Here is a 13274-nt window from a genome sequence, read left to right as displayed (position 1 = left end):
CCTGCCCGTGGGCGGCGCGGGCCTTCTCGAAGCCGGCGTCGACGTCGGCGTCGCTGGTCACGTTGACCTTGCAGAACACCCCGCCGATCTCCTTGGCGACTTCCTCGCCCCGCGCTTCGTTCATGTCGAAGATCGCGACCTTCACCCCTTGGGCCGCCAGGGCGCGGGCGGTCGCCTCGCCCAGCCCCGAAGCGCCCCCCGTGACCACGGCGGCGACGGTGTTGTCCAGTTTCATGAGCGTTTCCTAGGCTTGCAGGCGTTCGATGATGATGGCCGGGGCCATGCCGCCGGCCGCGCACATGGTGACCAGGCCGTAGCGGCCGCCAGTCCGCTCCAGCTCGTCCAGCACCGTGCCGATCAAGATCGCGCCCGTGGCGCCGATGGGGTGGCCCAGGGCGATGGCGCCGCCATTGACGTTGACCTTCGAGCGATCGAGTTTCAGGTCACGGATGAACTTCTCGGCGACGACGGCGAAGGCCTCGTTGATTTCCCAAAGATCGATGTCCTCGACCGTCAGGCCCGCCTTGGCCAGCACCTTGCGCGCGGCCGGGACCGGGGCGTTCAGCATCAGGGTCGGATCATCGCCCATATTGGCCATGGCCACGACGCGCGCGCGGGCCTTCAGCCCGTGCTTTTCGGCATAGGCCGGCGAGGCCAGCAGCACCGCCGCCGCGCCGTCCACCACGCCCGAGGAATTGCCGGCGTGGTGCACATGCTCGATCTTCAGGTCCGGATAGCGACGGTTGATCTGCTTACGGAAAGTCGAGCCCTTATCGTCATAGGGAAAGTCAGCGATCGCCGTGAAGGCCGGCTTCAGCTGGGCCAAACCCTCGGCGGTCGTTTCGGGGCGCGGATATTCATCATGGTCCAGCGCGACCGCGCCGTCCTCGTTCAGGACCGGCACGATCGACTTGGAGAATCGTCCTTCGGCGATGGCGCGGGCGGCGCGCTTCTGGCTCTCCAGGCCCAGGGCGTCGAGCTCCTCGCGGGTGATGCCCTCCAGGCTGGCGATGGCGTCGCCACAGATCCCCTGGTGCGACTGCGGATGCAGGTCGTCGAGGTGGGGGTTGCCCGAGCCCATCAGCGCCGGCGGGAAGCCGGCCGCCTGCTCCTGGGCGGCCATGGCGGCGGTCAGGCTCATCATCTCGACGCCGCCGGCGACGATCAGGTCTTCCATGCCGCTCATGATCTGGGCGGCCGCCAGGTTCACCGTGGTGATGCCGCCGCCGCAGAAGCGGTCCAGCGTCATGCCCGAGGCCTTGATGTCGTAGCCGGCGTCCAGCGCCGCCATGCGGCCCAGATCGCCGCCCTGCTTGCCTTTCTGGGTCGAGGTCGACCAGATCACGTCGTCGACCTCGGCGGTGTTGAGATTGTTGCGCTCGGCGATGGCCTTCAGGACCGTGGCCGCCAGATGCTGCGGATGCAGGTGCGCCAAGGCGCCCTTGCCCACCTTGCCGACGCCGCGGGGCGTGCGCACCGCGTCGATGATTAGCGCCTCGGCCATGGCCGTCTCCTCCTGGTGCGTGTTCTGTTCTCGGACAAGCGATTAATCGCTCGATTAATTTCGGTCAAGAGGCGCTCCCGGATCGAGGCGAGGACCGAAACCTCGGCCTCTCTTGAGTGCGCCAACAAGTGTTTGAAGATTGGAGCCCCGTTATCGTTGCGGAACGCAAGCCCTATCGTGGCGCGCACGGTTCAGACCGCGCGCGGCCGCGCCAGAACGCCGTGGAACACGAGGTCCAGCACGTGCTGAACATACTGCTGGCGCACCTGCTCGGTCAGCTCCGACAGCCCCAGCGTCGTGGGCAGCGAGTAGCCCGCGTAGAAGACGTGCTCGCAGGCTCCGACGACGCTGTAGTACAGCATCCCCGGGTCCATGGGCCGGAACGCGCCCTCGGCCACGCCTTGGGCGACCATGGCCCGATACGCCGCGACCATCGGCTCGACGAAGATCTTCGCCACCTTCTGGCTCGAGGCGGGGTCGCCGCGCGCGATCATGTAGTTGATCAGGCGGTTCAGATACGGCGAGCGGTAATAGGTGTTGATAATGCCGCCAATATGGATGCGCAGCTTCTGCTCGGCCGGGATCTCCATGGCGACCAGATTGGCCAGATCGGCCATCGAGCGCTCGGCCACGCGTTCCAGCAGGGCCAGCAACAGCCCTTCCTTGCCGCCGAAATAGTATTTGATCAGCGCCGAGTTCAGGCCCGAGGTCTTTGCGATCTCGCTCAGCGAGACCTCGATCGTCGACCGCTCCGACAGAAGGCTGGCCGTCGCGTCGAGCAGCGCCAAGCGCGAGTCGCGCCGCTCCTGCCCCATGTCTCCGCCCTTGGTCCGCGCCATCGATCACCCCGCCCCGTCGCGCCTCAACTAATCGATTGACTAGAAAGGTCAACCGGCGAGCGGGAATAACACACTTGGCGGCGGAGGCTTCGCGAAGCTTGGCGAGATAGTCCTCGGCGCGCCTGTGTTATCGTGTTGCGACGGCTCGAAAGCCCTCGAACTTGTTGAAGAAGCAGTCGACGAGGTTCGCTAGCGATAGAGGAGGCCGCTGAAGGCGGGGACGTTCTCGCGCTTCAAACCTCCCGTCCCAAGAGACTTGAATCAGCCTCGATCCGTCTCGGGTTCCGTGACCTGGAGTCTCCGTCCGCTCCGCCGCGCGCGCCACTGCTCGGCCGTCTGCCCCCAGAACTCCACCTTGCTGGCTTCATAGGGCGGCGGCAGCCAGCCCGGGCCTCGGTTGGTCGCCCCCAGCCGCTGGGCCACCTTCTGGGACGGCGTGTTCAGCGGATCGATGCAGTGGATGATGTCGGTCCATCCCAGGTGGTCGACAGCCCAGTCGATGGTCGCCTCGGCGGCCTCGACGGCATAGCCCTTGCCCCAGGCCGAGGGGTGCAGGCCCCAACCGATCTCGGTCCCCGGCCAGCCCTCCGGGACCCAGGGTCCGATGCGGCCCACCCAGGCGCCGCTCGCCTTTTCGATCACCGAGAACATGCTAAAGCCGCTCAAGGCCCAGGCGCCGGCCACCGACGCCATGCCCCGCCAGGCCGCCGCGCGCGACTGGGTCCCGCCGATGTGACGCGCCGCCGTCTCGTCGGCCATCATCTCGGCCCAGCCGTCCAGGTCGGCGGCGGCGGTCGGCCGCAGGATCAGGCGCGATGTCTCCAGCGTCGGTCCGGGCGCTATCCGCATGAGACGTCTCCCCCTCTAATCCGTCACGCAGTCGGCCAGGCCGTCACGGCGCACCGCGCCCGAGGCCTTGCCGATCTTCTGGCTGCGCTTGGCGACATAGCGCCCCGGCTTGACGGCGTTCCACTTCAACGGGCTGGGCAGGATCGCCGCCAGGCGCGAGGCCTGGGCCGGCGTCAGCTTGTCGGCGTCGACGCCAAAATAGCGCTGCGAGGCCGCCTGGGCGCCATAGATGCCCGAGCCGAACTCGATCGAGTTCATATAGACCTCCATGATCCGCTGCTTGCCCCACAGCGTCTCGATCAGCACCGTGAACCAGGCCTCCAGCCCCTTGCGGACATAGGAGCGGCCCGGCCACAGGAAGACGTTCTTGGCGGTCTGCTGACTGATCGTCGAGCCACCGCGAATCTTCTTGCCGGCCTCGTTGTTCTCATAGGCCTTCTGCAGGGCGTCGAAGTCGAAGCCGTGATGCTCGCAGAAGCGGGCGTCCTCGGCGGCGATCAGCGCGCGCGGCAGGGCCGGAGCGACCTTGTGGATGCCGCGCCAGCGGTGATCCAGCCCTCGCCCCTCGACCGCCCGGATCACCATCAGCGGCGTCACCGGCGGCGGGATGAAGCGATAGAGCAGCACGGTCGCGATCGGTCCCGCCACGAGGACGATGAACAAAGCCAGCGCGATGTTACGCAGAAGCCGCCGCACGAAACGCCCCTCGAAGTCCTGCTTGTCTTTACGCTGCGGACGGATGCTAACCAGAGCGGCCGCCGCTGTCGCGGGCATAAGAGCACAGGGTTAAGGGAGCCTTCGATGGACGTGATCGACGCCGTCAACCGCCGCATGTCGGTGCGGGCCTTCAAGCCCGATCCCGTCGATCCGGGCCTGATCCGCGAGCTCCTGGAAGCCGCCGCCCGCGCGCCGTCCGGCGGCAACCTCCAGCCCTGGCGCGTGCAGGTGGTCGCCGGCGCGCCGCTGGAGGCCCTGAAGGCCGCCATGCTGATCCGCGCCGCCTCGCCCGACCCCACCGAATACGACGTCTATCCGGCCAATCTTTGGGAACCTCTGCGCTCGCGCCGCTTCCAGGTCGGCGAGGACATGTACGGGGCGCTGGGCATCCCGCGCGAGGACAAGCTGGCGCGCCTGCAATGGTTCGCCAACAACGGCCAGGGCTTCGGCGCGCCAGTGCAGCTGTTCTTCTCGATCGACCGCCGTTGCGGCCCGCCGCAGTGGAGCGACGTCGGGATGCTGATGCAGACCTTCATGCTGCTGGCCGTCGAGCGCGGCCTGGACACCTGCCCGCAGGAGTTCTGGTCGCACTACAACAAGCTGGTCGACGAGCATGTCGGCCTGCCCGAGGGCCACATGCTGTTCTCCGGCATGGCCCTGGGCTACCGCGACGCGGACGCGCCGGTGAACAACTTCCGGTCGCGGCGGGCGCCGTTCGAGGAGTGGGCGGAGATGAAGGGGTTTTAAAGTCTCACTTCCCCGGCGAATGCCGGGGGCCCGGATGCCAAAGCGCGGGGTCTGATTGGAAGGGCTCTAAATCAAATGCTTAGAGCGTGAGATAAGCTGAAACCGGTTCCCACTTTCAGCCTCACGCTCTAATGCCCCCACCTCGGCGCCTTTCCATCTGGGTCCCGGCATTCGCCGGGAAGTTCGGCGTATAACTTCACCCCGCGAACTGGCGCGGACCGCTCAGGTCCGGGATCTCCAGCACGCCCGCCTCGCCGTTCTCGTCGCCCCAGGCGAAGAACTTGCCGTCGGCGCTGGTGGAGAGAGCGCTGATCGGGGCGCCCTTTTCGGCCTTCAGGGTCTCGATGCGGCCGTTGCGCATGTGGGCGGCCCAAATCTTACCGTTGTCCTGGCCGGCCAGGCACACCGGCTGGGCGTCGATCCCCGCCACCCGCACCACCATCGAATCGCGCGAGAAACCGATCTCGGCGGCTTCCTTGCCCATCGGGCCGTTGGCGCCGGCGAACGGCCAGATGACCGCGCCCGAGGCCCCGGCCGTGGCCAGCAGATTGCCCTTGTCGAAGAAGGCCAGGCTCTTGATCTTGGCCGGATAGCCGCCCATCCGCATGTCCTTGCCGTCCGACAGCCGCCAGCCGTGCAGCTGATTCTCCTGCATCGACGAGATCAGGAACTTGCCGTCGGGGCTGAAGGCCGCGGCGATGTGGCTGCCGGCCCACTTCAGCAGGGTCGGCTTCTGGTCGGCGATCCGCGCGTACCACAGCTGGGCCCCGCCATAGGTGGCGCTGGCCAGGCGGCGGCCCTTGGGCTCGAAGGCCAGGCCCGACACCGTCTTTTCATGCGCGAACACCCGCGCGAAGGCCGGGTCGGCGGCGTCGCGGACATGGACCTCCCTGCCGGCCGTGAAGGCGATCAGGCCCGAGGCGGCGCTGGTCGCCACGTGCTCGATCCACTTGCCCTTCAGCTCGGCGATCAACGTGGCGATGACCTCGCCCTGGTCGATGCGGCTCCAGACCACGCGGCCGTCGTCGCCGCCCGTGACGACACCCAGCCCGCTGGGATGGACGGCGGCGGCCAGAACGGCGCCGCCCCCTAAGCCGCCCATCTGGGGACCGCCATGGGCCTCGACCGTGACGAATCCCTCGTCGGTTCGCAGGCGCACGGTGCCGTCGCCCAGGGCGAAGGCGGCGCGGCCAGCGCGGTCGAACAGGGCGTCGGTGACGAAGGCGTCGAAAGAAAAGATCATGCGCGCGAGATAAGGCGCCGAGGCCGCGACGGCCAGACTCTTTCCAAAACCCCGCCCATCCCGCCCATTTCGCGCCGCGCGCGAGCCGAACGCGCGCGCGGCGCCCATCAGAACGGCGTTCATCCAAAAAGAGTCGAAAAGGGGTTGCCATCGCGGCGCGTCGTCGGGCTTTACTTCCGCGCCCGTCTGCGCCAGACGTGGCTCGGTAACGACATTTCAGGCGCGCGCGATGGCGCGGCCTTTGGGAGACAGTCAGGCTATGGCGGCTAAACTTGCTGGCGGCGGCGGTGGCCGTTACTCGCTCGGCCAGAATTCCGAAATCAACGTCACGCCCTTCGTGGACATCCTGCTGGTTCTGCTGATCATCTTCATGGTCGCCGTGCCGATGGCCGTGACCTCGATCAAGATCGATCTGCCCCCGGCGGTTCCGCCGCCCCCCGGCGCGCCGAAGCCGAAGGAGCCGGTGTTCATCTCGATCCAGAAGTCGGGCGCGATCTTCATCGCCGAAAAGCAGACCAGCCTGGACAATCTGGAAGGCGATCTGACCGCGAAGTTCGCCGCCAACGGCCAAGCCGGCCCGAAGGACGATCAGCGCATCATGATCCGCGCCGACGCCGACGTGCAGTACGCCGACTTCATGGGCGTGCTGAACCAGCTGCAGACCTCGGGTTGGTTCAAGGTCGGCCTGATCAACGAGGACATCCACTAAGGATCCTCGGCGACAGCCAAGAACACGAAAGCCCCGGAACCCAGGTTCCGGGGCTTTTTGTTGGTCTGATCTTCGACCCGAAGGCCGCCCCTCCCACGAGGAGGGGCGCGCTAGTGATCAAGCCGCCGTGGCTTCGAAGCCCCGGCGCAGTTCGGCCTCGTCGAGGTCGCGGCCGATGAAGACCATGCGGCTGTAGCGCTTGTCCTTGTCGGTCCATTCCCGCTGGAAGTCGCCCTCCAGGATCATGTGCACGGCCTGGAAGACCAGGCGCTTGTTCTCGCCCTTGACGTCGATGATGCCCTTGGCGCGAAGGATGTCGGGGCCGCGGGTCGCCAGCAGATCGTTTAGCCAGGCGGTGATCTTCTGACCGTCAACGGGCTTGTCCAGCGTCAGGGAGATCCCCTTGACGCCGTCGTCGTGGATCGCGCTGGCGTGGCCATGATCGTGATCATGATGATGGTGGTGGTGGTGATCATGACCGTGATCGTGGTCATGGTCATGATGATGATGGTCGTGACCGCAGTGCTCGTCATGCACATGGCCCGGCTCGCCGTGGGCCGGATTGAGGAAGTCCGGCTCCAGCTCGGCGATCCGCTCCAGGTCGAAGCTGTGCTTGCCCAGAATGGCGTCCAGCGGAACGTTCGAACGCTGGGCGCGATGGATCGGCGCCAGCGGATTGATCCGGCGGATGCGGGCTTCGACGTGGCGCAGGTCGTCTTCCGAGACCAGGTCGGTCTTGTTCAGCACGATCTGGTCGGCGAAGGCGATCTGCTCGACGGCCTCCTTGCTGTCGCCCAGCCGCAGCATGATGTGCTTGGCGTCGACCACGGCGGTGACCGAATCGAGCGCGGTGCGGGCCTTGACGTCCTCGTCGACGAAGAAGGTCTGGGCCACCGGGCCAGGATCGGCCAGCCCCGTGGTCTCGACGATGATGGCGTCGAAGCCGCCCTTCCTCTTCATCAGGCCCTGGAGGACGCGGATCAGGTCGCCGCGCACCGTGCAGCAGACGCAGCCGTTGTTCATCTCGAACACTTCCTCGTCGGCGCCGACCACCAGGTCGTTGTCGATGCCGACCTCGCCGAACTCGTTGACGATCACGGCGTAGCGCTTGCCGTGCGCCTCGGTGAGGATGCGGTTCAGGAGCGTGGTCTTGCCGGCGCCGAGATAGCCGGTCAGCACGGTGACGGGGATCTTGCCGGAGGCGGCCGAGGACGTTTCTTGGGTCATACCCGCTATGTAAGCGCTCGAAACGCCGAGCGGAACACCTTCTGGAATTCCAGCTAGAGCTCCAGGAAGGCGACGCCCATGCCCATGGCGATCAAGGCCACGCCCAGGATCGTCGACTCGTAGCGGGCGATCCTGTCCAGGCCCAGGCGCCGCACGCCCAGCAGACTCAGGGTCGTGAACAGCAGCATCCCCGTGGCGGTGGCCGCCATCAGAACGGTGCTGAGCGCCATGAAGCCGGTCCAGCCGTGCTTCATGCCGGCCAGATAGACGGGCAGGAAGGCCTCGCAGGGCGACAGGGTCAGCAGCGCGACCAGGGCGATGATCGCGGCGCGATCCGAGGCGTAGCGCCGGTGGATCACCTTGTCCTCGCCATGGCTGTGCGCGTGCGCGTGACGTCCGCGCCATAGATAGAAGACGCCCAGCAGCGTCATCAGCCCGCCAACCAGCCAGCCGAACATATCGCCCAGGCGCGGTTGCACGGCCAGACCGGCGCCGACCAGCACGACGCCCAGCACGATCGTGAAGGCGACATGGCCCAGGCCCGCCAGGACCGTGACGCTCAGCGTCTTGCCCGTCGACCATTGTTGGCCGCGCCCGACCAGGACGAACGGCAACCAGTGCGTCGGCAGCGCCGCGTGCAGGAAGGCCACCGCGAAGCCCGTGGCGGCGATGGGGGCGAAGAGCGTTGGGTTCACGGACGCTCTATAGCGTGTTATAAAGTAACACGCCAGGGCTCCGAAGCACCAATTCGGGGGGCGGCTGGGAATCGGCGGCTTCGGCGTTGACTCCAAGGCCCGTGACTGTATAAGTCGCGCCCTCTTCGCCCGCCGGGTTTCCGAGCGGGCGTTCCCTATTTTGCGAACGCACTTTTTAAGGCGCTAAACCTATGTACGCGGTGATCAAAACCGGCGGCAAGCAGTACCGGGTTCAAGCCGGCGACCTGCTGGTTGTCGAAAAGCTCGAAGGTGAACCCGGCGCGGCCGTGGCCTTCGGTGAAGTCCTGATGCTTGGCGAAGGCGAGGCCGTGACGGTCGGCGCCCCCACCGTGGACGGCGCTGTCGTCTCCGGCACGCTCATCGAAACCCGCAAGGGTGAGAAGGTGAAGATCTTCAAGAAGATCCGTCGCCAGGGCTATCGCCGCACCCGCGGCCACCGCCAGCTGGAATCGGTCGTGCGTGTCACGTCGGTCGCCGGCGCCGGCAAGGAAGCCAAGTGGGAAGGGTCGATCGACCTGACCCCGAAGGTCATCCTGGACGCCCGCGCTCGCGGTCTGGGCGACGCCGCCGTGCCGTTCACGGTTCCGGCCGCCGTCGAAGCGACCCCGGTCGTGAAGAAGGCGACCAAGGCGAACCCGGTGGTGACGGCTGAAGTCGTCGAACACGCCGACGCCGTGGCCGAAGCGCCGAAGAAGAAGGCCGCCCCTAAGAAGGCCGCCAAGACGGAAGACGGCGAAGCCTAAGGCGACGCCCCCAGAGGATAGGAGAGCAAGATGGCTCACAAAAAATCTGGCGGTTCGTCCAGCAACGGCCGCGACTCAGAGTCGAAGCGCCTTGGCGTGAAGAAGTTCGGCGGCGAGAAGGTTCTCGCCGGCAACATCCTCGTGCGCCAACGCGGCACCAAGTTCTACCCGGGTTCGGGCGTGGGCATGGGCAAGGATCACACCCTCTTCGCGCTCGTGCAGGGCGCGGTAGGCTTCGTGACCAAGAAACACAACCGCACCTACGTGACCGTGACCCCGGCCGCTCAGCCGGCCGAGTAAGCACGAACCAGAGTTCTTCGGGGTCGTGCTTCTCACACAGAAGACGATCCGGACAGACGATCTCTAGCGGGGAGTCCGGAACGCCGGGCTCCCCGCTTTTGTTTTGTCTCGTCGCCGCCACGAAATCGAAAGCTTCGCCATGGCGGCGTCACGGTCTCCGACGAGAAGGGACCGGAACTCTGGGAGGCGCCGATGTGCGTCATCGAACAAAGACCCGTCATCGAGACCGAGCGGCTGACGCTGCGCGCGCCGCGTCGCCATGACGTCGAGCGCGTGGCCGCCTTCTGCGTCGACCATGACGTCGCGCGGATGACGACGCGGATGCCCTCGCCCTATACCCGGGCTCACGCCGAGGACTTCGTGGCCCGCTGCGGAACCCAGGACCGGTCGCGCGACAACACCTTCGCGATCGAACTGGCGGACGAGGGCCTGATCGGGGTGGTCGGAATGTTCACCCACCTCGATGGCCAGGTGGAGATGGGATATTGGATCGGCCGGCCCTACTGGGGCCGAGGCTACGCCACCGAGGCGGCCAAGGGCGCGCTCGACTGGGCCCGCGCGACCTGGAAGAAGCGCTACGTCACCGCCGGCCACTTCGCCGACAACGCCGCCTCGGGCCGCGTGCTGATCAAGGCCGGGTTCCTCTACACCGGCGTCGTCGAGCACAAGCCGTCGATCGCGCGTGGCGAGCCCGCGGCGACGCGGATGATGGTGTGGCTGGCGTGATCAAGCCGCCCGGTGCGTGTGGATCACCTTCTGCGGCCCCTCGCGGAAGCGCTTCTCGGCCGTGAGGATCCGCTCGCACAGGGCGTCGAGGTCGCTCAGCAGCGAATAGGTGGCGTAGATCGGGATCTCCATCATCGCCACCTGAGCGCGCGGCATGAACTCGGTGTATTTCTTCCAGGCGATGTGGTTGTCGCGGGCGTTCAGGGCTCGCTGACCCAGCGGGTTCCAGAGGTCCAGATCCATCAGCTCGTCGCGGCACTGCTTCATGACCGGCAGGGCGATGTAGAGAAACAGGAAGGTCGGGGTCGCGGCGCGGCCGAACTGGGGCTGCACCTGCAGATGCCAGATGCGGTAGGCCTCGAAGAAGCCGGCCTTCTTGGCGGGATCCGGCGGCAGCCAGGTGGCGTGCTCGTTGATCAGCTCGCTGGAGACGGCGGCGCGCTTGACCAGCTCGTCGGCGCTGCCGCCCGCCGGCATGGCCTTGGAGAGGGCGCTGACCGGAATCGCCAGACGCTTGGCCACCTCCGTGAACGGCGCGGGACGGCCCGCGAGCGGCGTGAACTGCCCGAACGACGGGGCGCCCGGCGCGCTGGCCCGCTTGATCGCGGCGGCGTTATGCGCCTCCAGCTGCTCCTCGCGCTGCTTTTCGGCGCGCAGGCGGTCGAATTCGACTTCGTGGGCGGCCTGTTCCTCGGCGGTCATCCACTTGGCGCGGCCGGGACCGTAGGTGCGTTCGTAACGATTGAGCAGGACCAGGCTGTGGTCGCCCGAGGGCCTGAGCCCGACCTCGCCGAGAAAGGTCTTGAAGTCGCGCCACTGCGGAGCGACGCCGGTGCCCCGACTGATCAAGATATTGCGGTGCGTCGAAGCCTCCGCGCTATACTTCCGGCAAAGCTCCTGCGTCGACAGATCCCGCAGATCCGCCTCCAGCATCGCCACGCCCTCTTCCGCGGTCGCCAAGGTCAGCCTCCTGCTCCGCCATAGATGAACGTGGCGGTTTGCTGCCAAGACACTTTGTCGCATCACGGACTTTAACATTTCGTCACGATTTCGGGGCGTCCGCCCCGCTTTTCGCGAAGCCCCCCAGCGGCGTAACGTCACGGCGGCGCGCCTGGGGCCGGGCGTTTTGGCTCGACGCGCGGGACGCCTTGGGACAAAAGGGCCGCATGAAATTCTTGGACCAATGCAAGATCTATATCCGCTCGGGTAACGGCGGCGGCGGGTCGGTGTCGTTCCGCCGCGAGAAGTATATCGAGTACGGCGGCCCGGACGGCGGCGATGGCGGCCGCGGCGGCGACGTGTGGATCGAGGCCGTGGAAGGCCTAAACACCCTGATCGACTATCGCTACCAGCAGCACTTCAAGGCCGGCACCGGCGTGCACGGCATGGGCCGCGCGCGCCACGGCGCCGCCGGCGAGGACGTGGTGCTGAAGGTGCCGGTGGGCACCGAGGTGCTCGAGGAGGACAAGGAGACCCTGATCGCCGACCTCGACCACGCGGGCGCGCGCCTGCTGCTGGCCAAGGGCGGCAACGGCGGCTGGGGCAACCTGCACTTCAAGGGTCCGGTCAACCAGGCGCCGAAATACGCCAATCCCGGTCAGGAGGGCGAGGAGCGCTGGATCTGGCTGCGGCTGAAACTGATCGCCGATGTCGGCCTCGTGGGCCTGCCCAATGCCGGCAAGTCGACCTTCCTGGCCGCCGCCAGCGCCGCCAAGCCCAAGATCGCCGACTACCCGTTCACCACCCTGACCCCGAACCTGGGCGTCGTGGACCTGTCGAGCAGCGAGCGCTTCGTGCTGGCCGACATCCCCGGCCTGATCGAAGGCGCCAGCGAGGGCGCGGGCCTCGGCACCCGCTTCCTGGGCCACGTCGAGCGGTCGGCGGTGCTGATCCACCTGGTGGACGCCACCCAGGAGGACGTCGCCGGCGCCTGGACCACGATCCGCGGCGAGCTGGAAGCCTATGGCGACGAGCTGGCCGACAAGTCCGAGATCCTGGCGCTGAACAAGATCGATGCCCTCGACGAGGAAACCCTCGCCGAAAAGGTCGCCGAGCTGGAAGCCGTGGCGGGCGTCAAGCCGCGCCTGGTCTCGGGCGTGTCGGGCAAGGGCGTCACCGAGCTGCTGCGCGCCGCCTACAAGCAGGTGCGCATCCGTCGCGGCGATCTCGAGGAAGAGATCGACGATGACGAGGACCATGTCGACGAGACCCCTGGGGGCTGGACCCCGTGAGCCACGCCAGCGAGGCGTTCAAGGCGGCCCGACGCATCGTCTTCAAGGTGGGGTCCGCCCTGCTGGTCGACGCCGAGACGGGCGCGGCCAACCACGCCTGGCTGCGAGCCTTCTGCGCCGACGCCGCCGCCTTGCGCGACGCCGGCAAGCAGGTGCTGGTCGTCTCGTCCGGCGCGGTGGCCCTGGGCCGCCGGCGCCTGGGCCTGACCGGCCGCAAGACGACTTTGCCCGAGAAGCAGGCGGCGGCCGCCGCCGGCCAAAGCCTTTTGATGCGCGCGTGGGAAGAGGCCTTCGAGCCGCATGGGACGAGCGTCGCCCAGATCCTGCTGACCCGCGATGACACCGAGATGCGTCGCCGCTGGCTGAACGCGCGCGCCACGACCGAGACATTGATGGGCCTCGGCGTCGTCCCAGTGGTCAACGAGAACGACACGGTCGTCACCGAGGAAATTCGCTACGGCGACAACGACCGCCTGGCCGCGCGCGTGGCCCAGATGGCCGGCGCCGACCTGCTGGTGCTGCTGTCGGACATCGACGGCCTCTACACCGCCGACCCGCGCAAGAACCCCAAGGCCGCGCATATCCCGCTGGTCTCGGAGATCACCGCCGAGATCGCCGGCATGGCCGAGGGGGCCAACGCCGCCGCGGGCGTCGGCACCGGCGGCATGGCCACCAAGATCGCCGCGGCCCGCATCGCCCGCGCCGCCGGCCTTCAGGGCTTCC

Annotated in this window: 16 protein-coding genes; 7 read left to right on the top strand and 9 right to left on the bottom strand. The window is 67.3% G+C overall.

Annotated elements, in window-relative coordinates; translation table 11 throughout:
- From FCU40_RS20320 to mtgA, 5 genes are all read right to left on the bottom strand, one after another.
- Positions 1-235 (bottom strand): SDR family NAD(P)-dependent oxidoreductase (locus tag FCU40_RS20320; protein WP_168077411.1); only part of this gene is annotated, 235 nt, incomplete at its 3' end.
- Between the two features lie 9 nt (positions 236-244).
- Complete coding sequence (locus FCU40_RS20315; RefSeq protein WP_004615670.1) at positions 245-1504, bottom strand: acetyl-CoA C-acetyltransferase; 1260 nt, start codon at positions 1502-1504, stop codon at positions 245-247.
- 191 nt (positions 1505-1695) lie between these two features.
- On the bottom strand, positions 1696-2343 hold the full coding sequence (locus FCU40_RS20310) for a TetR family transcriptional regulator (protein ID WP_168077409.1): 648 nt from the start codon (positions 2341-2343) through the stop codon (positions 1696-1698).
- Positions 2344-2604: 261 nt separating this feature from the next.
- A complete protein-coding gene (locus FCU40_RS20305; protein ID WP_168077407.1) occupies positions 2605-3192 on the bottom strand; it encodes a GNAT family N-acetyltransferase in 588 nt (195 codons plus the stop codon).
- Between the two features lie 15 nt (positions 3193-3207).
- On the bottom strand, positions 3208-3888 hold the full coding sequence (gene mtgA / locus FCU40_RS20300) for a monofunctional biosynthetic peptidoglycan transglycosylase (RefSeq protein ID WP_241693666.1): 681 nt from the start codon (positions 3886-3888) through the stop codon (positions 3208-3210).
- 105 nt (positions 3889-3993) lie between these two features.
- Between mtgA and FCU40_RS20295 the strand changes: the two genes are divergently transcribed.
- Complete coding sequence (locus FCU40_RS20295; RefSeq protein ID WP_168077405.1) at positions 3994-4656, top strand: nitroreductase; 663 nt, start codon at positions 3994-3996, stop codon at positions 4654-4656.
- A 196-nt stretch (positions 4657-4852) separates the two neighbouring features.
- Here FCU40_RS20295 and FCU40_RS20290 read toward each other — a convergent pair whose 3' ends face one another.
- Positions 4853-5899 (bottom strand): WD40 repeat domain-containing protein, encoded by a 1047-nt coding sequence (locus tag FCU40_RS20290; RefSeq protein ID WP_168077403.1) that lies wholly within the window; start codon positions 5897-5899, stop codon positions 4853-4855.
- Positions 5900-6128: 229 nt separating this feature from the next.
- Between FCU40_RS20290 and FCU40_RS20285 the strand changes: the two genes are divergently transcribed.
- Positions 6129-6608 (top strand): biopolymer transporter ExbD, encoded by a 480-nt coding sequence (locus FCU40_RS20285; protein WP_175582096.1) that lies wholly within the window; start codon positions 6129-6131, stop codon positions 6606-6608.
- Positions 6609-6725: 117 nt separating this feature from the next.
- Here the strand turns inward: FCU40_RS20285 and FCU40_RS20280 are convergent, their stop codons facing one another.
- Both FCU40_RS20280 and FCU40_RS20275 read right to left on the bottom strand, forming a co-directional pair.
- Positions 6726-7835, bottom strand: a complete 1110-nt coding sequence (locus tag FCU40_RS20280; RefSeq protein WP_168077401.1) for a GTP-binding protein — start codon at positions 7833-7835, stop codon at positions 6726-6728.
- Between the two features lie 53 nt (positions 7836-7888).
- Positions 7889-8530 carry a hypothetical protein gene (locus FCU40_RS20275; protein ID WP_004615678.1) on the bottom strand — a complete coding sequence of 214 codons (642 nt, stop codon included), beginning with the start codon at positions 8528-8530 and terminating at the stop codon, positions 7889-7891.
- Between the two features lie 191 nt (positions 8531-8721).
- Between FCU40_RS20275 and rplU the strand changes: the two genes are divergently transcribed.
- From rplU to FCU40_RS20260, 3 genes are all read left to right on the top strand, one after another.
- Positions 8722-9294, top strand: a complete 573-nt coding sequence (gene rplU / locus FCU40_RS20270; protein WP_004615679.1) for a 50S ribosomal protein L21 — start codon at positions 8722-8724, stop codon at positions 9292-9294.
- 30 nt (positions 9295-9324) lie between these two features.
- Positions 9325-9594: a 50S ribosomal protein L27 gene (gene rpmA / locus FCU40_RS20265; RefSeq protein WP_004615680.1), complete on the top strand. Its 270-nt coding sequence runs from the start codon at positions 9325-9327 to the stop codon at positions 9592-9594.
- A gap of 192 nt (positions 9595-9786) precedes the next feature.
- A complete protein-coding gene (locus tag FCU40_RS20260; protein ID WP_004615681.1) occupies positions 9787-10320 on the top strand; it encodes a GNAT family N-acetyltransferase in 534 nt (177 codons plus the stop codon).
- Here FCU40_RS20260 and FCU40_RS20255 read toward each other — a convergent pair whose 3' ends face one another.
- The gene (locus FCU40_RS20255) at positions 10321-11280 is read right to left on the bottom strand and encodes a hypothetical protein (protein WP_168077399.1); all 960 of its coding nucleotides are present in this window, start codon (positions 11278-11280) and stop codon (positions 10321-10323) included.
- Positions 11281-11486: 206 nt separating this feature from the next.
- Between FCU40_RS20255 and obgE the strand changes: the two genes are divergently transcribed.
- Positions 11487-12551, top strand: a complete 1065-nt coding sequence (gene obgE / locus FCU40_RS20250) for a GTPase ObgE (RefSeq protein WP_004615684.1) — start codon at positions 11487-11489, stop codon at positions 12549-12551.
- On the top strand, positions 12548-13274 hold a 727-nt coding region (proB, locus tag FCU40_RS20245; RefSeq protein WP_168077397.1), incomplete at its 3' end, for a glutamate 5-kinase. The genes obgE and proB, both read left to right, overlap by 4 nt.

Source organism: Caulobacter sp. SSI4214 (assembly GCF_012184455.1).
GTDB lineage: Bacteria > Pseudomonadota > Alphaproteobacteria > Caulobacterales > Caulobacteraceae > Caulobacter > Caulobacter vibrioides_E.
This window is presented reverse-complemented; position numbering and strand designations above follow the sequence as displayed.

What these genes read in the sequence shown, in the direction of transcription:
- rplU (WP_004615679.1), top strand. Translation starts at nt 8,722, where the DNA reads ATGTACGCGGTGATCAAAACCGGCGGCAAGCAGTACCGGGTTCAAGCC.
- FCU40_RS20315 (WP_004615670.1), bottom strand. Translation starts at nt 1,504, where the DNA reads ATGGCCGAGGCGCTAATCATCGACGCGGTGCGCACGCCCCGCGGCGTC.
- FCU40_RS20280 (WP_168077401.1), bottom strand. Translation starts at nt 7,835, where the DNA reads ATGACCCAAGAAACGTCCTCGGCCGCCTCCGGCAAGATCCCCGTCACC.
- FCU40_RS20305 (WP_168077407.1), bottom strand. Translation starts at nt 3,192, where the DNA reads ATGCGGATAGCGCCCGGACCGACGCTGGAGACATCGCGCCTGATCCTG.
- rpmA (WP_004615680.1), top strand. Translation starts at nt 9,325, where the DNA reads ATGGCTCACAAAAAATCTGGCGGTTCGTCCAGCAACGGCCGCGACTCA.
- obgE (WP_004615684.1), top strand. Translation starts at nt 11,487, where the DNA reads ATGAAATTCTTGGACCAATGCAAGATCTATATCCGCTCGGGTAACGGC.
- FCU40_RS20260 (WP_004615681.1), top strand. Translation starts at nt 9,787, where the DNA reads ATGTGCGTCATCGAACAAAGACCCGTCATCGAGACCGAGCGGCTGACG.
- FCU40_RS20310 (WP_168077409.1), bottom strand. Translation starts at nt 2,343, where the DNA reads ATGGCGCGGACCAAGGGCGGAGACATGGGGCAGGAGCGGCGCGACTCG.
- FCU40_RS20290 (WP_168077403.1), bottom strand. Translation starts at nt 5,899, where the DNA reads ATGATCTTTTCTTTCGACGCCTTCGTCACCGACGCCCTGTTCGACCGC.
- FCU40_RS20285 (WP_175582096.1), top strand. Translation starts at nt 6,129, where the DNA reads ATGGCGCGGCCTTTGGGAGACAGTCAGGCTATGGCGGCTAAACTTGCT.
- FCU40_RS20295 (WP_168077405.1), top strand. Translation starts at nt 3,994, where the DNA reads ATGGACGTGATCGACGCCGTCAACCGCCGCATGTCGGTGCGGGCCTTC.